We start from the raw sequence: 20,129 nt of genomic DNA, 5'->3' as shown, positions 1-20,129 counted from the left end.
CCTGCTTTAATTTTCCGGTATATAGGTCCAGCCTTTTATACGACATCGAATCTTACGTAAGAACTCCCATAAAAAACGCGGCAAGCATGCTTTTACGACCCTCTTCAAAACATTAGGACTTTTCTGCGGCACAGCAATAGGCATTGACTGAGCGTCCAATACTTTTGAAAATTGATTCGTAGCAATGTGTAAAAAGTGATAACAGCCTACATGCTTCATTGTAAGGTCTACATAGGTGTGCGCAATTTCTGTCATTCTTGTCACTTCCTGCTCAGCATAGGAAGAACTCATAACAACGGACGGATAGTAGCCCCGTCCCTGTGCAATTAAGCTATAAGCGCGTTCGATGGCTTGGGGTAATTCACCATCATTGGCAGACGGTTCCACCGGAAAGTCTGTATAACGCCACTCTCTTTCAAACAACGGCAATAATGCATTCGGCCGAAACCAAAATACAGTTCCATAAGGTGCCACAGGAGGCTTTTGAGGGTCTAAAGGAACGGAAATGTTCAATTGCGAAAGTAGCTTTTGTACATTGGGGTAATTAGCATCGCTTGCCCATGAACCTCCAATGATCTTATAGTAATCTGCGTTCTTTGGGGGCGGTGGGACAGCAATGCCCAGCTTGGTCTGTCGGTTGAACAAATCAACGACATTGTTTACATAGTCCGCCGTAGGAGCTATATTTTCAAAACAACAATCAGAAAAGGATTGACCTATATTTGTATATGCCGACTGACTTCCAAGCCCTTTTTTGTCGTGCATAAAACAAATTAAATCGTATTTTTTACTCAACACCACATCTCTACAGCCTATCAGAAGGGCTGAAACATCTCGTCCCCTGTTTTCCACCAAACTGTATGTAATTTGAAAACGATTCTCATAAGGCAGTAGCAATTTTTGAAGTTCTGCCTTCTTTTCTTCCGTATCGGTAGTAAAGAAAAAGTCAGTTCCTTCAGGAAACGCCGCAATATTATGAAGATAGCGTTCCATAATATCAATATAAAAAGCATGAAAAATAACCGCGATTGCCGTATGTGCCGGTTTTGCAACCGAGTAATCCATTGGCAGTATTTGGTTAAGGTTTAGCCAGTTTTTTAGATCGTATTGATTTACAGTACGGAGGAGATTTTCCCAGATCAGATCACAATCATACTCCGTATGTTCGGCAAGATATTTAAAAATTTGTTGAGGAACATCAGAAGCTAAATCCAGCGTGCCATTGGGATCATAAAACGCTTTTTTTCGGACAAATGGCACCTTCAGTCGAGATATTTGATCGTATGCACCCTGAATCGTGGGGGTCCGATAGACACCCCGTTGGCTTTCTCCATCAAAAGTATCAAATGTGTAGCCCGCATCGCACATGGTCATCGTGAAGGTAGGTTCATGATAAAGGCAGGCATCGATATAGCTGCTAATAGGGGGAATATTGGCCCAGTAGTGCCAAAATTCATAGCTGTGCAGTAGTTTTTTTCTGATAACCCAAAAATTTGACAACGTAACTTCTGGTAAATATCCGTATTTTAAAGGCTTTCCGAAATAAGTTGTTATACTGCGATTCTCGTAACGTCGATGTAATCCCCACCAGTCACATTTTTTATCCTCCATGGCTGCGAATGCCTCGGACAGAGGATACAAAGGCCCAAAGAGGGTATAGTTCGCCAAAATTAATTCATCGTATTTTTTCAGTTCATCCCAGCCAATATAATCCAGGGCATCGTGATAGGCCCATACATCATAGCCTACATTTTCACGCACAAAGAAGTCGTCAGATAATTTGGAAAACTTTTCTCGTCCCTCCGGCGTTAGCTTACCGTTTACGACAACGACCAAATATTCGGTAACCTTCCTTAACTCTTTAAGATAGTGATCGATATAGCCATCAACAATGCCATCTTTATCATAGAACAAAAAAACTCCAACTCGCTGCATCTCTAAACAGGTCCTCCTAAATCATAATTCTTCAAATAATCCTTTTTTCGCTTTGAAGTCATCCGTTCCATTGTATCATCCACTCGACAAACTCTCTGACCGCACCATTACCGCCCGTTTTAACAGAAATGAAATCACAAAGTTCTTTTACCTCTTTTACCGCGTCTGCCGGACAACCCTTAACTGCACATTGTTTCATGCATGGCAGATCCGGTAAATCATCTCCTACATAAGCAATATTGTCTAAAGTAAGATTCAGCTCCTGAAGCAGCTGATTTTCTACGAAGGCAAGTTTATCCGCTACTCCCTGATAGCAATGGGCGATGTTCAACTCTTCACATCTAATCTGTGTTATATTCGATGTCCTAGCAGTTATCACAACAGGTAGAATACCAAATTGGGGCAAAATGTTCTTTATGGCATACCCATCTTTAATATCAAAACTTTTAAAAAGCTCACCACTATCCGATATATTTACTTTGCCATCTGTCAAGGTTCCATCCACATCTAGAATCAAACAACGTATTTTACCCATTACTATACTTCCACCTAAATACAATATCCAGACTTCGTCAAAAACTCCACAGTTGCCTTATGTTCTATTGTACGAATATGAGTACTAATAGACTTATTTAATCTCTTCCACTCCTCACCAGTCATGGGATCTGGCGGCGCATCCTCTGCATGCCGCTCAAATCCAAAACCATCAAAGCCTGCCAAAACAATGCTTTTGACACCCAATTTCAGCATAAGATTCAGAGCCATCATCCCTGCATTACTCTCAATAACCGGATCATTACATGTGTAGTCGGCATAATTAATTAAATAGGCTTGTCCCATTTTAAGCGGAACATTAGAGGTGCAAATAAGAGGCACTGTATCGGTATCTTTTGCAACTTCGCAAAAAGATTTATATCTTCTTCGATTGGAAATAAAGACATAATCGCAAGGAATTTGTTTGTGTATTGCATTAATGGATAACACAATTACATCATTTGTCGATATATAATTAAGGATTTTTTCTCTTTCATCCTCAATCGAACGACCTGGAGCAAGGACAAGTACCTTCTTTTGCCCAAAAATCTCTGTTAAGTTTTGGATTGTTTCGGAATCATCGACAGGCCTAAATAAATAGTTATGATAAATCTCATCTGCATAATTCTTATCAAAAGAAATCTTTTTTGTTTCCTCAATTTTAGCCAGTAATTCAGCAATTTCGTTAATTGGAAGCATATGTTTGCAATGAAAATGACGCGCATAGCTAGGCGTACAATGGTTTATTGCTGAGAGGTAATACTCAGCAGAATATCCCCAGTAGGACGTGGCGTGAATACCATCCAACACTGTATCTATGACATTCAACAAAGGAGATATCTCATAATTTTTCTGGTAGTATAAATTAAGATGACCTAGCAATAGCTCTGAAATTAGATTCCCAGCACCTTTTCCCATTCCCATAATAGAGCTATCCAAGTAAATGTCTCTCGTTGTTGGAAATTGCAGCACTGAAATAGCGTTTGCATATGACAGCTGTAAATTGTTGTGTGAGTGAAAACCAACAGGGATATTTTTATTAAGGTTGTTATCGACTAAATTCAAAGCACGGATAACGTCGTTATAACGCATTTCTCCAAAAGAATCTACAATGTAAAAGCCGGATACATCGGGCAGTTCCTGGTTTACCAGCTCAATAAGTTCCAACAGTTCCCTATCACTGTAACGCAAGGTAAGCATAGGCTGTACAAAAAACTGGTATCCTTTGTCTATAATCGTGCGGCCAATTTCACCAATTTTTCTAAAATCTTTTTTATGGAAAGCAAAGCGGATACCATCTATTCCACTCTCGTCCTGATGCTCAAGCTTGGCCACATCAAAAGTCCCATAATCGATCATCGCCAAATATGTCGCTTTTTTTTTCTTCCCTTGCAGAAGCGAATCAACAATAACCCGTTCATTTTTAAATTGAGTTCTTCCAGACACTGTTCCTTTTGTTTCGTTTATATATCCAACCTCAATACAATCAACTTTAGAAGCATTTAGGCCGTCCAAAATAGTTTGCATATTTTTATCGCCAAAATTGAAATCGATCACACAGCCACCATCGCGCAGCGTAACGTCTACAACATGTACTTTCCCCATTTAGCTTCTCCCTTCGTCTCTCAATCTACAACTAATTTCATCTCTAATTCTTTCCAGGTCCTTGGGAGTATCCACAGACATGGACATATAATCTGCCTGAACAGTAAAGATTTTCTTGTAGTTTTCAATCAATCTCAACTGTTCGATATCTTCTGCTAGCTCAATATTTCCGCGTTTTGTTTTTACAAAAAACTCTAGAGCCTCTCTGCTCATTGCAAAACATCCAGTATTTTTGTAATACTTATATCCCAATGAAGATTTAGGTGTCGGGATCGGTGCCCTAGACAAAAAAATACAATAACCTTCATCATTAATAGCTAACTTAATTGTTGTAGTGTTGACTACATCAACAGGATTGGTCATCACCTCAACAAGCTGTATCGCATCCGCACATATACCAGATTGAATTGCACGAACAACTTTTTTTTCATCATCCGCTCTCAATATCGGTTCGTCCCCTAAAATAACTACATAATAATCTGAATCTGTGCGAGACGCTACTTCAGCTACCCGGTCTGTACCCATAGGATGTTTACTCGATGTCATCATTGCATTCATTCCAAACTGATTGCAAACATCAATTATTTTTGTACTATCGGTTGCAACAATTACATCAACATAATCTTCAACCTTTTTGGCTTCTTGATACACCCACCAAATCATCGGTTTGCCACAAATATCTGCAAGCGGTTTGCCTGGAAAACGAGTAGAGTCATATCTTGCTGGAATTACTGCTGTTATTTTCATAAAAGTTCACCTTTCAAAAGAAATTTGACATTGTTTATAGCCGTCCTTCAGGACGTTTGCGAATTATAAGCTCAGTAATTTGCTTTCGGAAACATTGCAATGACTTTATACATTTATGACCCCCTCTCGACTCTCTAAAAATCAATATTTGTATAGCACATCAAAATAGACAATTTATTGATATTAATATATTCTTAGATAAAACTTGATTATTGAGGAGGCACAAAATTGGTAAAAAAAAGATGCATCTTAACGCAGACCCTTGTGGACAAATTCATAATTTATTTAAAGCTTAATGAACGCAGTCGTGCAACAATCGAAAAGTATCAACGAGATATCAAAAAATTCATGTATTATCTTCCAAAAAACTGTTATCTAAATAAGTTAGTAGTCTTAAACTGGAAAGAATCTCTTATTCAACAAAACTATGCAGTTAGCAGTATTAATTCAATGCTGGCGGCAATTAATAGTCTTTTCCATTTTTTAAACTGGGAAGAGCTACGTGTGAAACAAATGAAAATACAGCGGCAGCCATTTCGTCAAAACGAGAAGGATTTGTCCCAAGCAGAATATAGGCTTCTGTTACAAACTGCAAAAGAAAGAAAAAATATGCGCCTTTACTTTATTCTTCAAACCATCTGCTCAACAGGTCTTCGAGTCTCAGAGCTTTCATTCGTATCCGTAGAAGCTGTAAACAGAGGAACCATGACTGTTTCTTTAAAAGGCAAAAGCCGCATCGTGTTCCTTCCACAAGTGCTATGCGTCAGGCTTCGACGGTATATTAAAGAAAATGGGATTAAAAAAGGGAGTATATTTTTAACTCATCGAGGTAAACCGATTAGCAGGCATCAAATTTGGGTCGAAATGAAAAACCTTGCTAAATTTGCAAAAGTAGAAACAAGTAAGGTTTTTCCTCATAATTTACGGCACTTATTTGCTCTTTGCTATTATTCTCAAGACAAGGATCTAGCTAAATTAGCAGATCTACTGGGTCACAGTAGCTTGGAGACTACACGACTTTATGTGGTTATGAGTGGGTCAGAACATGAAAAATTAATTAATCGCATGAAACTAATAGAGTAAGGATAAAAGGTATTAAGTCACATAATTTTAATTATGTGACCTTTTTTATTATAAAACAATTATTTCTCCAAAGCAACCTTAAAATCCTTGTAAATTTAACTGGCCAAAAGTACCGTAAATAAAAACAAATTGGCTTGAACGGAATAATATACTGTGATCGCTATTTGATTAAACGTACATAATTAAAATTATGTAATAAATCTTTGTAGTAGCTCAAAGAACTAAAAGGAAAGGTATTGTAAATGGATAGATTAGCAATTTATTTTTTTTGGGATGCTAATGGGATTGTTCGCAACTTTGTTCCATTTTATATTCAATCCCTACATGAAGTCTCTTCCAAAGTTTTTACTGTCGTAAATGGGGAATTGGATAAAGAAAATTACAATAAAATTGCTGGCGTATCCGATCATGTGTACTGCAGGGAAAATGTTGGGTTTGATGTATGGGCATATAAATCGGCAATGGAAAAAATAGGATGGGAACAAATTGTTAAATATGATGAACTGATTTTGTGTAATTACACCTGTTATGGGCCTATGTTTCCATTCTCGGAAATGTTTTTTGAAATGGAAAACCGTTCCTGTGATTTTTGGGGACCAGTGAAGCATCCCGAGCAAAACAACTATCTCTTACCAAACAATAATGGATATATACATGAGCATTTAATGTCTTATTTTATCGTCATTAGGCACAAAATGTTGACATCGAAAGATTTCCAATATTACTGGGAGAAAATTCCCCCTATTACAAGCAAAACCGAGTCAACTGCCTTGCATGAAACCGTTTTTACCAAATATTTTGAAAGTTTGGGTTATCAATCTGACTCATTTGTCGATTTAACTAAATATAAGGAACGCTGTAACAATTCTTCTATCATTTTGGCGGATGAACTATTGATTAAAAGCAGATGTCCCTTAGTTAAACGGCGGGCTTTTTTCTTTCCCCCATATATGGATCTCTTAAATAACAGCCTAGCGGATCACGCAATTAATTTAGTTCAGTGGATTAGACAATATACAAATTATAATGAAAATCTTATTTGGGATGATCTATTACATACCCAAAAAATGTCTACCCTACGAAATAATATGCATTTAAGCCATGTGATCCCTACGCAACATTTCTATGAAGCAGATAAAAAATTCTCTCTTCGTATAGTTTTTTCTATCTATATTCCAGAAATATTTTATCTTGATCTTCTTAGTCTATATCTCAAACCGTTTGTAGAGAAATATTCAATTTATCTGATTTGTCCAAAAGACGAGATCGAATTAGAGTGCCAAAAGAGATTGGGAATGTTTCCTCAGGTGACTGTGATTCGAGCTACAATCGATGCGGAAAATATAGCGATTGGCTGTTTTAACGCCTGCCGTAATTACATTTTAGAAGCCGACTACTGTTGTTGTATTTGGAATTACAATAGTATTCAGCAAGATCTCCGGCTCGCCGAAGAAGATTACTGTCGATACCTGTTTAGCAGTCTCATCCCAAGCGAAGGATATGTCTTTAACCTTTTAGCACTTTTTGAAGCAGAGCCGCGTATGGGATTAGCTATACCATTTAAGACTGATTTTTCTTCCTACTATTCCCAAGGCCAAGCATTTTTATTAACGCGGAATACTCAATACAAAAATATATTTGAACAGTTAAATTTCCAAGTTCCATTCGATGAGGGAATCTATACAAACCTGGAGACGGTATTTTGGATCAGAGCTGCAGCACTTGATAAGTTCTCCTCCTTTTTAGAAGGTCAAAACTGCACAGCTATTTTATCGCAGGAAAATCGATTGGATGTCTTTCTGCCAATGATAATACAGCAGGGTGGATTCTATACTGCTTCCATTACATCACCACAAAACGCCGCTGTTTCTCTCGATAATCTGCATTTCATGTCGAACCGTTTAACCTTAACTGCTTTTCGTAAGTTCCGAGTAAAGAGTTGGCGCTATTATGAAATAGAAAGACAATTAAACAGAATTTCTTCAGTAGCCGAGGTTGATCTCCATGAAATCTTAAACAGGCGCTATTCCTTACGTCATTTGCTTTTACTTCTCTGGCGATATCCTCGAAACAAAATGGAAAATATTAAAGAAAATTTCCAAAAGAAAAAGCAATCTAAGCCAATTCGAGCTTCCCTCTGTAATCTGTCATTGGAGGGTGAGCGCCTTGTTTTTTATTTTAATACCAATTACATACGGGCTAAAGATTTATATTTGCAAATCTTCGGAAAAAATTATTACCCACGAGAAGAGCTAACATCTGGCCAGCAAATGCTCACAAACTATCTTAAATCATATTACAATTCCGTTGGACTGTTTTTTGAAATTCCTCTTGCTGATGTGAAAAATCAAAGTGTCAGGATGTTTGACGATGAAACACCCGTTTCCTTTCGATGGGGTGCTGGAGTCTCTTACAATGCGTTGGAACTTAAAGAAAGGGGACTTTATGTCAGAATATCCAATGGGGAATTACATTTCCAAACAAAGGGGCGCTACCGCTGTTCAGTTTTAAGTTCAAATGAATATAGCCTACGCGACAAACTGATTTTTTTATTCGCTTGCCTTAATCCCTTCCATCCTCTAAGCCTGTTTGCAGAGAACCTTGGAGCTGCAGATAATGCATTTGAACTGTTCAAATATGCATTGAAGAAAAAAGAAAATGTATACTATATCGCATCTAAAAAGATTAAACTATCGCAGCAGGATTCTGAAATTCGAAATAAAATGCTTGTCCATAATGGACGTCGTCATCTTCTGGCGGTACTTTTTTCTCACAGATGGATTAGTTCTTTTTCTCTAAGACTTGAGCTTTTTCCTACTAATGGTGTATTAAAGGACATTCATTATTTTATGCTGCCAACAGAATGGGATCTCATACCACATGGCATGGCGCTTGGCGATAAAGAAGTCGCTATGCTTCACCGTTACTCTTGGGATAATCCAGCGAGAACCTTTCTTAGCGTTCCTTTGGAACAAGCAGCGTTTTCTCAAAAATATGAGTTTAAGAATACTTTTTGTCTCGGCGCACCGCGGATGGACAAATGGTATGGAGCACAGTCATGTGCGGGAAAGGTGTTTTTTTTCTTTACTTGGCGCCTCTCACTATCTCAAAGAGTAAACTCGGTACTTTTTGAGGATTTTAAAAAAACCTCTTATTTTAGCTGTATTATTTCATTGGTTAAATACATACGAAAGCAATTTCCTAATTATGAGCTGCATTATGCCTTTCATCACGAGATTGTAAAACAGGGTCATGATCAAATTGTTAAAGAAGCCCTGGATGGATTAGATGTCCATTTCATTTATCTCAACAATTCTTTGGGAACAGATGAATTTAATACATATTTTAAAAGCGCACGATATCTGATCACTGATTTTTCCTCTGTCGCCTTTGACTTTGCATATAAAGAAGGGGCTATTCCAATTTATTACCTTTCCGAGCAATTTATCAAGGGACATTACCCCTTAGAAGAATCATTTTTCAAACTTCATCTTGGTATCATTGCAAGAAATGAGGCGGAAGTAGCTAGTTGCCTGCGACTAGAAAATCCGACCGAAGAGATGCTTGCACGCCGGCAACAATTTTATCCTTATTTGGACCATAATAATTGCGGACGTGTTTACGAGGCGATATTTAAAGAAAAAGCACCGAATCATTTTCTCCCGGCACTTATTCAAAGAGAAGAGTCAAAAGATATACGGCGATTAGGGATCTACTTCTTTTTTGATTCCGAAGGTGTAGTAGACGATTATGTGATATATTATCTTCAACAGCTGCGAACTGTTTGTACTGAAATATGTGTAGTGGTTAATGGGCTTCTAAACAATATGGGGAATATTTCCTTGCAAAAATGCTGTGACAGACTTTTAGTGAGAGAAAACATCGGATTTGATTCATGGGCCTATAAAGAAGCGCTTGAAAGCTATGGCTTTGACACGATTGCTAAAAACTATGATGAAGTGCTTCTAAACAACTTTACCAACTTTGGTCCAGTGTATCCATTCTCTGAAATGTTTACCGAGATGGGACGAAAGGATTGTGATTTTTGGGGACATAATCGTTACCTAAACCAAGATCAGTTTGTTGGTGGCGAACATTTATCCGATCATTTGCAATCCTATTTTATCGTCTTTCGAAAGCCCATTCTAATATCTCCCAGTTTTGAAGAATATTGGAAGACTTTGCTTGTACCGCAAACCTACCAACAAGCCATAGCCTATCATGAATTGCGTTGTACTCGATATTTTGAGAAAAAGGGGTTTTTATCTGAGTCTTATATTCCATGGAAAAAATACAAGGACTATCGTCTAAATAATCCAGTGTACCGTGCTTATCAGCAAATGGTAGAGGATCATAGCCCTCTCCTAAAACGCAAGGTGTTCTTTATTAAGGAAAATTGTTTTGAGTTTCCATTACATGAACTTCATTCCCCTTATGATATTCTTCAATACCTCAACGAGCACTCCAATTATAATACCGGTTATATTTATCAAAATATTGAGCGTACAATGAAACTTCCAGAAAATGAAATTCCTATTAAAAATATGTGGTGGAAGAAACTTCAAGCACGATATGGCTTCTGGTTAAAAGAGAACTGCCGAATCGAGCTTGCAAAGGTCTGCAATGCTCCCTTTTCTATTACAAAGTTTAAAGAATTCTGTAAAAAAGGCTCCCCCAAAAAGTGAATTTTATCTATTCTATCCCATCTTTTCTAATCAATCGTTATTTACTCAAATCCTAACATATTTATCTAGTAATTGATCCTTTAAAGCTCCAAAGGAAAAGCCGATCACAAAATGTGATCGGCTTTTCCTTTGGAGCTGACGATGCGATTCGAACGCACGACCTCCTCCTTACCAAGGAGGTGCTCTGCCTGCTGAGCTACGTCAGCGCATGGTGGCAGGGGCAGAAGGACTTGAACCCTCGGCACGCGGTTTTGGAGACCGCTGCTCTACCAACTGAGCTATGCCCCTGTGTAAAAATGGTGGGCCATCAGGGACTCGAACCCCGGACCAACCGGTTATGAGCCGGTAGCTCTGACCAACTGAGCTAATGGCCCATTTCTCTGATTGGTCGTGCATGCGGGATATTTATATTTTATGCCGGCAAACTCAGGATTATGGCTGATTCTGCCTGCAGAAAACACTGGCTCCCCAAGTTGGACTCGAACCAACGACCCTGCGGTTAACAGCCGCATGCTCTACCAACTGAGCTATTGAGGAAAATGGGATAGCTGCTCAAAATATAATGAGCAGCTATCAACGCTCCCTAAGGAGCAGTGCCGGCATCGACCTATCTTCCCAGGCAGTCGCCCGCCAAGTATTGTCGGCGCAGATGAGCTTAACTTCTGTGTTCGGTATGGGAACAGGTGGTTCCTCATCGCCATTAACACCGGCCATTGGGTTGCCTCCCAAAGTATTGGGAGTCTCCCTTGCACTGGATCATCTTTTCTCCCGGCGCTTCGGAAGAATGAAAACACGAAGTGATTTCATTCTTTGAGAGCTTTTCCGGGAGGAAAAGCTAGTACCCAGAAAATTGAACAAAGAGCGTTGCAATAAAGCAACAAGAGAATATACACATTAGGACAAGCCCTCGACCGATTAGTACCTCCTGGCTAAATACGTCACCGCACTTACACCTGAGGCCTATCTACCTTGTAGTCTTCAAGGGGTCTTACCTGATTGACTCAGTGGGATATCTTATCTTGAGGTTGGCTTCACGCTTAGATGCCTTCAGCGTTTATCCATTCCGCACATAGCTGCCCAGCTGTGCTCCTGGCGGAACAACTGGTGCACCAGAGGTGCGTCCATCCCGGTCCTCTCGTACTAGGGACAGCTCCTCTCAAATATCCTGCGCCCACGACAGATAGGGACCGAACTGTCTCACGACGTTCTGAACCCAGCTCGCGTACCACTTTAATCGGCGAACAGCCGAACCCTTGGGACCGAATACAGCCCCAGGATGTGATGAGCCGACATCGAGGTGCCAAACCTCCCCGACGATGTGGACTCTTGGGGGAGATCAGCCTGTTATCCCCAGGGTAGCTTTTATCCGTTGAGCGATGGCATTTCCACTCACATACCACCGGATCACTAACTCCAACTTTCGTTACTGCTCGACCCGTCGGTCTCGCAGTTAGGCTGGCTTACGCGTTTACACTCAAAAGCACGGTTTCCGTCCGTGCTGAGCCAACCTTTGAGCGCCTCCGTTACTCTTTTGGAGGCGACCGCCCCAGTCAAACTGCCCACCTAACAATGTCCCCCGACCGGATTCACGGCCGCAGGTTAGAATTCCAGCACCTCAAGAGTGGTATCCCAACGTCGGCTCCACAGACACTGGCGTGCCTGCTTCTTAGCCTCCCACCTATCCTGTACATGAAATACCGAAATCCAATATTAAGCTACAGTAAAGCTCCATGGGGTCTTTCCGTCTTGTCGCGGGTAACCGGCATCTTCACCGGTACTACAATTTCGCCGGGCGGGTTGTTGAGACAGCGTCCAGATCGTTACACCATTCGTGCGGGTCGGAACTTACCCGACAAGGAATTTCGCTACCTTAGGACCGTTATAGTTACGGCCGCCGTTTACTGGGGCTTCAATTCAATGCTTGCACATCTCCTCTTAACCTTCCAGCACCGGGCAGGTGTCAGCCCCTATACGTCATCTTTCGATTTAGCAGAGACCTGTGTTTTTGCTAAACAGTCGCCTGGACCTATTCTCTGCGGCTCATATTTCTATGAGCACCCCTTCTTCCGAAGTTACGGGGTCAATATGCCGAGTTCCTTAACAACCCTTCTCCCGTTGGCCTTAGAATTCTCTTCCTACCTACCTGTGTCGGTTTGCGGTACGGGCGCCTCTGATATTCATAAAGCTTTTCTCGCCTGTCGCTATGAGCACTTCCCTACTAATCTTCAGTCCCTTTCGACCGGGTCTACCAACGCCCGGCTTGCTCACTTTGACAGTGTCCCTTTACTTAAATCTTTTGGCGGCTACGGAATTTCTACCGTATGTGCATCGGCTACGCCTTTCGGCCTCACCTTAGCTCCCGGCTAACTAGGAGCGGACGAACCTTCCTCCTAAAACCTTAGGCTTTCGGCCATTATGATTCTCACATAATTCGCGCTACTCATTCCGGCATTCTCACTCGTATACAGTCCACCGCCGCTTTCGCTACGACTTCTCTCCATATACGACGCTCCCCTACCCCTCATGCTTTCGCATGAAGCCCAAGCTTCGGTGTCAGTTTTAGCCCCGTTACATTTTCGGCGCAGAGCCACTCGACCAGTGAGCTATTACGCACTCTTTTAATGAGTGGCTGCTTCTAAGCCAACATCCTGGTTGTCTTAGCAGCTCCACATCCTTTTCCACTTAAACTGACTTTGGGACCTTAGCTGTGGGTCTGGGCTGTTTCCCTTTCGACAATGAGACTTATCTCACACTGTCTGACTGCTGTGCTAAGATTATCTGGCATTCAGAGTTTGATAGGGTTCGGTAACCTCTCGGCCCCTAGCCCATTCAGTGCTTTACCTCCAGTAATCATACACAACGCTAGCCCTAAAGCTATTTCGGGGAGAACCAGCTATATCCGGGTTCGATTGGAATTTCTCCGCTATCCACACCTCATCCGCCGCCTTTTCAACGGAGGTCGGTTCGGCCCTCCATGGAGTTTTACCTCCACTTCAGCCTGGACATGGATAGGTCACCCGGTTTCGGGCCGAATGCAACAAACTGGACGCCCTTTTCAGACTCGGTTTCCCTTCGGCTTCAGACCTTAAGTCCTTAACCTTGCTCGTTACATACGCTCGCCGGACCGTTCTACAAAAAGTACCCTATTACACATTGACGTGCTCTAGGTGCTTGTAGGCACAGGGTTTCAGGTTCTTTTTCACTCCCCTCCCGGGGTCCTTTTCACCTTTCCTTCACAGTACTATACGCTATCGGTCACCAGGGAGTATTTAGGCTTGGAGGGTGGTCCCCCCGGCTTCCCACGGGATTCCTCGTGTCCCGCGGTACTCTGGATCCTGCTCGCTGACTCGACTTTTCGCCTACGCGCCTCTCACGCCCTCCGGGCTGCCTTCCCATGCAGTTCGGCTAAGTCTCGTCAATGCTAAATGCAGTCCACAACCCCAATGGTATTTCTACCTTTGGTTTGGCCTCTTCCGCGTTCGCTCGCCACTACTAGCGGAATCTCGGTTGATTTCTCTTCCTCCCCCTACTTAGATGTTTCAGTTCAGGGGGTTCCCCTCATACAGCTATGGATTCACTGTATGATGACCGGAAATTACTCCGGCCGGATTGCTCCATTCGGACATATACGGATCAATGCCTGCTTGCGGCTCCCCGTATCTTTTCGCAGCTTGCCACGTCCTTCGTCGGCTCCTGGTGCCAAGGCATTCGCCCTGCGCCCTTTATAGCTTGACCTTATGTGTTGTTCTCTCTCAGCAAATTTGTAGTATTACCCATTTGAATCCTGGACTTTCATCCAGAATCCTTGGTTTTTCCTCAATTCGCAGTTTACTCTTTGTTCAATTTTCAAGGTACTATTGCCTCGGGCACAGCCCGACGCATTGCAAGAACGCAATGCGTTCTTGTGCTTGCTTCAGACTCCGCTCGAGTCATTTTGAAAACCCACTCTCGGAACGTAGCTCCTAGCGTGGCTTTTCTTTGGTGTGGACTTCGTCCACATTGAATTTTGGTTTTACCTTTCAGCAAAACCCGGGTGGGTACAATCGGGATAATCCCTACCGTACCTCTGGTGGGCACAATGTGGACAAGTCCACTTGTTTAACAAGCTCTTATCCTCACTATACCTCTGGTGGGCACAAGTGGACTCGAACCACCGACCTCACGCTTATCAGGCGTGCGCTCTAACCACCTGAGCTATGCGCCCATAGTCTGGCGTAGCCTGTGCATGGCGTCCCTCGTCCGTTCCTCTCGTCCCCATCCTGCTTCCAACGCCACACGTCCGCTCCCCTTTCGGTTCGCTTTCCTGCGCGTCTTGGCCGTGGCTGCTTGCCACTGGTGGAGATGAGGAGGTTCGAACTCCTGACCCCCTGCGTGCAAGGCAGGTGCTCTCCCAGCTGAGCTACACCCCCATCTTTCTGAAAGTCCTGCTCCCAACTTCTCCCCGGCTATCACGAAGAATTCACCGCTGTGCGCAAGCACAGGAGGAGCTTCGCTCCGACAGGTGAATTCTTTGAGACGCCAACGGGGACGTTGGCGTAGGACCCTCAAAATCGAACAACATGTTAAAGCTCTTTAAAATCCCTGACCTTGGAGTTCGTAAGTGTCTTACCACTTACTATCGCTCCTTAGAAAGGAGGTGATCCAGCCGCACCTTCCGATACGGCTACCTTGTTACGACTTCACCCTAATCACCAATCCCACCTTCGGCAGCGCCCTCCTTGCGGTTAGGCTACTGACTTCGGGTGTTACCGGCTCTCATGGTGTGACGGGCGGTGTGTACAAGGCCCGGGAACGTATTCACCGCGGCATGCTGATCCGCGATTACTAGCAATTCCGACTTCATACAGGCGGGTTGCAGCCTGCAATCCGAACTGAGACACTTTTTGGGGGTTTGCTCCACCTCGCGGTCTTGCTTCCCTCTGTTAAGTGCCATTGTAGTACGTGTGTAGCCCAGGTCATAAGGGGCATGATGATTTGACGTCATCCCCACCTTCCGCCGTTTTGTCAACGGCAGTCTCATTAGAGTGCTCTTGCGTAGCAACTAATAATAAGGGTTGCGCTCGTTGCGGGACTTAACCCAACATCTCACGACACGAGCTGACGACAACCATGCACCACCTGTCTATGCGTCCCGAAGGACTTCCCGTATCTCTACGGTATGCGCACGATGTCAAGACCTGGTAAGGTTCTTCGCGTTGCTTCGAATTAAACCACATACTCCACTGCTTGTGCGGGCCCCCGTCAATTCCTTTGAGTTTCAGTCTTGCGACCGTACTCCCCAGGTGGATTACTTATTGTGTTAACTCCGGCACGGAAGGGGTCAGTCCCCCCACACCTAGTAATCATCGTTTACGGCGTGGACTACCAGGGTATCTAATCCTGTTTGCTACCCACGCTTTCGAGCCTCAGCGTCAGTTAGAGCCCAGCAGGCCGCCTTCGCCACTGGTGTTCCTCCTAATATCTACGCATTTCACCGCTACACTAGGAATTCCGCCTGCCTCTACTCCACTCAAGAAATGCAGTTTTGAACGCGATTATCAGTTGAGCCGATAGTTTAAACATTCAACTTGCATTCCCGCCTACGCTCCCTTTACACCCAGTAATTCCGGACAACGCTTGCCACCTACGTATTACCGCGGCTGCTGGCACGTAGTTAGCCGTGGCTTCCTCCTCAGGTACCGTCATTGATTTCGTCCCTGAAGACAGAGGTTTACAATCCGAAAACCGTCTTCCCTCACGCGGCGTCGCTGCATCAGGGTTTCCCCCATTGTGCAATATCCCCCACTGCTGCCTCCCGTAGGAGTCTGGGCCGTGTCTCAGTCCCAATGTGGCCGATCAACCTCTCAGTCCGGCTACTGATCGTCGCCTTGGTGGGCCGTTACCCCGCCAACTAGCTAATCAGCCGCGAGCCCATCTTTTTGCGATAAAATCTTTGGTCAAAAAACCATGCGGTTCCTTGACGTTATGCGGTATTAGCGTCCGTTTCCAGACGTTATTCCCCTCACAAAGGCAGGTTGCTCACGTGTTACTCACCCGTCCGCCACTAAAAAATGCAAAGCAAGCTCAGCATTTCTCCGTTCGACTTGCATGTGTTAGGCGCGCCGCCAGCGTTCGTCCTGAGCCAGGATCAAACTCTTTAGAAATGGTATATATATCGCCCTTAGGCGCTACATATCTCTTTCAAAAGCTTAATTCGCTCTTGGTGCGTCCTTCCGGACGCTTTACGCTAGCACTGCGTGTGCCTCCCGGAACATGCGCTGGAATTCCTTGCGGAATTCCCATGTCCCAAAAGTCCCACGCACTACTTTGAATTACTCATTAGAATTTCAAAGGTTCGCTTTTTCATGTTGTTCAATTTTCAAGGTCCTATAGCGTCGGGCATTGCCCGACGCATCCTAAGAACGTTTCGCGTTCTTTTCCGCTTCAAGCAACTTCCTTCGCATTTTGAAAAGCCGTTCTCGGAGCTCTGCTCCTCCCGTCAAGCACTCCGTGCTTGCCAACACGCCTTTTCTTTGGTGTCGGGCCGCGCCCGACGCGTTTCCCGGGCTTTTTAACAAACCCTGCCTCCCGAGGGAGGTAAGCTTTATTATATCACCCTGCTGCCCTTCTTGTCAACCCTTTCCCCTCCCCCTTTCGGGCTCAAGATCACGGCCTCCCGTCGGACAGCTTATTTATATTAGCACATCCTCTCCTTTTTTGTCAATAGATTTTCCGCATGGATTTGCAGTTTCCGCCTCAAAAATGCAACTTCGTCGTTTTACACGATTTTTACCTGCATTTCCCATGCAAATCTGCTTTTAAGGGACAGGGTGATGCGGTGATAGTTTGCACAAAAAATGTTTGCTCTAATCAGCGGGAGGCCGCTTTTCTGAGAAAAGCGGCCTCCCGAGGAACGGTGAATGACTTTTGCGCTCCTTTCAATACTCCTTGCAGGGGTGGCTCTAGAGGAACGGGTTATAAAACCGGCTCCCATCATGGAAGGTGACGACAAGTGAGAGCACCATCACCACGCTCACAAAAGCAATGGCGATATAATCCCGGCGTACAAAGGGCCGCGCCGAGTACCAGGTGCGCCCCTTCCCCTTGCCGAAACCCCGCAGCTCCATGGCGTTCGAGATCACCTCGATCCTCGAGAGGCTCTGCATGATCAGCGGCAGCACGATGGCCGCGGCGTTTTTCACCCGCTTCCAGAACTTTTCCTTGCGGGAGATGTCGATCCCGCGCGCCTGCTGGGCGAGCGCAATGTTGTGGTAATCCCGCTGGATATCCGGGATGTACCGCAGGGCGATCGCCACCGCATAAGAGATCTTATAGCTCACCCCGATCCGGTTTAGGGATGCGGCGAACTCGCTGGGATTGGTGGTCACCACGAAGAGCAGCGCCATCGGGATGACGGCAAAGTACTTCATGCTGATGTTCAGCATATAAAACAGCTGCTCCTGGGTCACGTTATATCTCCCCACGATGTGAAACAGCTCGTGCCGCGTGCCATAGATGCGCACCCCCTCCTCGGGTGAAAAGAGGAAGATGGCGAGGTTATTGAGCAGCAGGAAGATCAAAATGAAGGTCAGCACAAAGGAGATATCCGACACCTTGATCTTGGAAACTGCGAAAATCACGAGGCTCATCGCGATCAGGCAGACAAGCACCCGGGTGTCGTAGGTGGTCATGGCCGCCACCGACCAGAGCATGACCCCCAACAGCTTGGTCGCGCCGGTCAGCTGATGGACCACCGACGGGCGGTCGATATAGCCGAGCAGTACCTTCATATCCCTCTCACCTGCCGATCGTAGTCAATAAAGCGCTGCACAAAGCCGTTCGGCTCCACATCCAGCGAGCGCCGGCACAGCTCGTAAAGCGAGGTCTCCTTGAGGTTCGCCCGCTCGATGATCTCCCGGTTACACAGGATGTTCGCCGGGGTGTCGTCCGCGACGACCCGCCCGTCGCAAAAGACGATCGAGCGGTTGGTGTATTCCAGCATGAGGTGCATGTCGTGGGTGATCATGATGACGGTGACCCCCGCGCGGTTGAGCTCGCGCAAAAATTCCATGATCTCGGTGTAGTGCTTAAAATCCTGCCCGGCGGTCGGTTCGTCGAGGAAGATCACCTTCGGGTCGAGCGCCAGGATGGTGGCGATGGTCACCCGCTTCTTCTGCCCGAAGCTGAGCGCCGAAATCGGCCACTTGCGGAAGGGATAAAGCCCGCAAATTTTGAGGGCATGCTCGACGCGCCGCTCAATTTCCTCGGGCGGCATGCCGCGCACCTGCAGCCCCAGCGCCAGTTCCTCGTAGATCATCGTCTTGGAGATCATCTGGTTGGGATTTTGCATCACCATCCCGATGATCCGCGCGCGCTCCTTGATGGTGTCGGCGGCGATGTCCCTCCCCTCGAAGAGGATGGTGCCGCTGGTATTCTTTTCAAACCCGCAGATCAGCTTGCTCATGGTGGATTTTCCCGCACCGTTCTTGCCCACGATGCTGAGCATCTCCCCCTCGTGCACCGTGAAGGAGACGTCGTGCAGAACCTCGCCGCCGCTGGCGTAGGCGAAGCTGACGTTTTTCACCTCCAGCACCGGCGGGGTGTCGGGCGCGCTGACGTGCACCGGCACACTGCGGTACCACTCGCCCAGCCTCTCACGGCACCCCTCCAGCCGGATGGTATTGATACTCTCCGGCAGCATGTCCGGGGTGATCTCGCACCCGGCGTAGCGCAGCGCGGTCAGGTAGAGCGGTTCACGGATCCCGCACTCGCGCAGCTGCCCAGAGGCGAGCAGCTCGTTCGGGGTGGTGTCCGCGACAATGCGCCCGTCGTAGACCAGCACGATCCGGTCCACATGCCGCCAGAGCGCGTCCTCCAGCCGGTGCTCGATGATCAACACGGTGGAGCCTAGCTCCCTTTGGATGTCGTCGATCAGCTCGATGGCCTGCTTGCCGGTGGCCGGGTCGAGGTTGGCCAGCGGCTCGTCGAAGAGCAGGATCCTGACGTCGTCCACCATCACGCCCGCCAGAGATACCCGCTGCTTCTGCCCGCCGCTGAGCTCGTGGGGCGCTGCGTGCAGATGGCTCTCAATATCCACGAGCGAGGCGACCTTCTCCACCCGTTCCTTCATCACATCCTGGTCCACGCTGTCGTTTTCCAGCGCGAAGGCGATGTCCTCCCCGACGGTCAGGCCGATAAACTGCCCGTCCGGGTCCTGCAGCACGGTGCCCACCATCTTGGAGAGGGAAAAGATGCTCTCTTCGCTCGCCTCCTTCCCCATCACCTTGAGGCTGCCGGTATGGCTGCCTTCCCACGCGAAGGGGATCAACCCGTTGATACAGTGCGCCAGGGTGCTCTTTCCCGAGCCGGACGGCCCGACGATCAGCACCTTCTCCCCCTCGTGGATGGTCAGGTCAATGTTATAAAGGGTGGGCTTCTTCTGGGCGTTGTATTGAAATGTGAAGTCCCGAAATTCAATAAGCGGTTGCTTCATCCTGTGTTACCAGCCTTTCCGGCCAGGCGAGCGCCCGGGGCCGTTCTCTAATCCTTCCACACATGGCG

8 protein-coding genes, 6 tRNA genes and 3 rRNA genes are annotated in these 20,129 nt (G+C 45.5%); 2 read left to right on the top strand and 15 right to left on the bottom strand.

Going from position 1 to position 20,129, the window contains the following annotated elements; all coding sequences use genetic code 11:
* Window positions 1-6: 6 nt before the first annotated feature.
* Genes B5477_RS03960 through B5477_RS03945 form a run of 4 tightly spaced genes read right to left on the bottom strand, consistent with a single transcriptional unit; the run spans window position 7 to window position 4,821 of the window.
* Window positions 7-1,935, bottom strand: a complete 1,929-nt coding sequence (locus B5477_RS03960; RefSeq protein ID WP_079698513.1) for a rhamnan synthesis F family protein — start codon at window positions 1,933-1,935, stop codon at window positions 7-9.
* Between the two features lie 58 nt (window positions 1,936-1,993).
* Entirely contained in the window at window positions 1,994-2,470 is a 477-nt protein-coding gene (locus tag B5477_RS03955; protein ID WP_079698512.1) for a KdsC family phosphatase, read from the bottom strand.
* Between the two features lie 14 nt (window positions 2,471-2,484).
* Window positions 2,485-4,074: an aldolase catalytic domain-containing protein gene (locus B5477_RS03950; protein ID WP_079698511.1), complete on the bottom strand. Its 1,590-nt coding sequence runs from the start codon at window positions 4,072-4,074 to the stop codon at window positions 2,485-2,487.
* The gene (locus B5477_RS03945; protein WP_079698510.1) at window positions 4,075-4,821 is read right to left on the bottom strand and encodes a 3-deoxy-manno-octulosonate cytidylyltransferase; all 747 of its coding nucleotides are present in this window, start codon (window positions 4,819-4,821) and stop codon (window positions 4,075-4,077) included.
* Between the two features lie 228 nt (window positions 4,822-5,049).
* On the opposite strand from B5477_RS03945, the gene B5477_RS03940 reads away from it, so the two are divergent.
* Together B5477_RS03940 and B5477_RS03935 are read left to right on the top strand one after the other, a co-directional pair.
* Window positions 5,050-5,904, top strand: coding sequence for a tyrosine-type recombinase/integrase (locus tag B5477_RS03940; protein ID WP_242942117.1), 855 nt, complete (start codon window positions 5,050-5,052; stop codon window positions 5,902-5,904).
* Window positions 5,905-6,146: 242 nt separating this feature from the next.
* On the top strand, window positions 6,147-10,589 hold the full coding sequence (locus tag B5477_RS03935; RefSeq protein WP_079698509.1) for a rhamnan synthesis F family protein: 4,443 nt from the start codon (window positions 6,147-6,149) through the stop codon (window positions 10,587-10,589).
* Window positions 10,590-10,719: 130 nt separating this feature from the next.
* Here the strand turns inward: B5477_RS03935 and B5477_RS03930 are convergent.
* The 11 genes from B5477_RS03930 to B5477_RS03880 all read right to left on the bottom strand — a co-directional run bounded on the left by B5477_RS03930 (window position 10,720) and on the right by B5477_RS03880 (window position 20,061).
* A tRNA-Thr gene (locus B5477_RS03930) sits at window positions 10,720-10,795 on the bottom strand.
* A gap of 6 nt (window positions 10,796-10,801) precedes the next feature.
* A tRNA-Trp gene (locus tag B5477_RS03925) sits at window positions 10,802-10,877 on the bottom strand.
* Between the two features lie 9 nt (window positions 10,878-10,886).
* Window positions 10,887-10,963 (bottom strand) — tRNA-Ile (locus tag B5477_RS03920).
* Window positions 10,964-11,050: 87 nt separating this feature from the next.
* A tRNA-Asn gene (locus B5477_RS03915) sits at window positions 11,051-11,126 on the bottom strand.
* Between the two features lie 57 nt (window positions 11,127-11,183).
* A 5S ribosomal RNA gene (gene rrf / locus B5477_RS03910) occupies window positions 11,184-11,300 on the bottom strand.
* A gap of 184 nt (window positions 11,301-11,484) precedes the next feature.
* Window positions 11,485-14,324, bottom strand: a 23S ribosomal RNA gene (locus tag B5477_RS03905).
* 392 nt (window positions 14,325-14,716) lie between these two features.
* Window positions 14,717-14,793, bottom strand: a tRNA-Ile gene (locus B5477_RS03900).
* Window positions 14,794-14,922: 129 nt separating this feature from the next.
* Window positions 14,923-14,998: transfer RNA gene (locus B5477_RS03895), tRNA-Ala, on the bottom strand.
* A 220-nt stretch (window positions 14,999-15,218) separates the two neighbouring features.
* Window positions 15,219-16,732 (bottom strand): 16S ribosomal RNA (locus B5477_RS03890).
* Together the 16S, 23S and 5S rRNA genes with 6 tRNA genes alongside form the textbook arrangement of a ribosomal RNA operon.
* Before the next feature lie 798 nt (window positions 16,733-17,530).
* Window positions 17,531-18,358 carry an energy-coupling factor transporter transmembrane component T family protein gene (locus B5477_RS03885; RefSeq protein WP_079698508.1) on the bottom strand — a complete coding sequence of 276 codons (828 nt, stop codon included), beginning with the start codon at window positions 18,356-18,358 and terminating at the stop codon, window positions 17,531-17,533.
* Window positions 18,355-20,061 (bottom strand): ABC transporter ATP-binding protein, encoded by a 1,707-nt coding sequence (locus tag B5477_RS03880; protein WP_079698507.1) that lies wholly within the window; start codon window positions 20,059-20,061, stop codon window positions 18,355-18,357. The genes B5477_RS03885 and B5477_RS03880 overlap by 4 nt, the downstream gene beginning before the upstream one ends.
* Window positions 20,062-20,129: the final 68 nt, after the last annotated feature.

It is taken from the genome of Provencibacterium massiliense, from assembly GCF_900169495.1.
GTDB lineage: Bacteria > Bacillota > Clostridia > Oscillospirales > Ruminococcaceae > Harryflintia > Harryflintia acetispora.
The sequence above is the reverse complement of the archived record's forward strand: the minus strand, read 5'-3'. Positions and strand labels throughout refer to the sequence as shown.

Coding starts and splice junctions, on each gene's coding strand:
- B5477_RS03880 (WP_079698507.1), bottom strand. CDS start 20,061: ATGAAGCAACCGCTTATTGAATTTCGGGACTTCACATTTCAATACAAC.
- B5477_RS03950 (WP_079698511.1), bottom strand. CDS start 4,074: ATGGGGAAAGTACATGTTGTAGACGTTACGCTGCGCGATGGTGGCTGT.
- B5477_RS03885 (WP_079698508.1), bottom strand. CDS start 18,358: ATGAAGGTACTGCTCGGCTATATCGACCGCCCGTCGGTGGTCCATCAG.
- B5477_RS03955 (WP_079698512.1), bottom strand. CDS start 2,470: ATGGGTAAAATACGTTGTTTGATTCTAGATGTGGATGGAACCTTGACA.
- B5477_RS03960 (WP_079698513.1), bottom strand. CDS start 1,935: ATGCAGCGAGTTGGAGTTTTTTTGTTCTATGATAAAGATGGCATTGTT.
- B5477_RS03945 (WP_079698510.1), bottom strand. CDS start 4,821: ATGAAAATAACAGCAGTAATTCCAGCAAGATATGACTCTACTCGTTTT.
- B5477_RS03935 (WP_079698509.1), top strand. CDS start 6,147: ATGGATAGATTAGCAATTTATTTTTTTTGGGATGCTAATGGGATTGTT.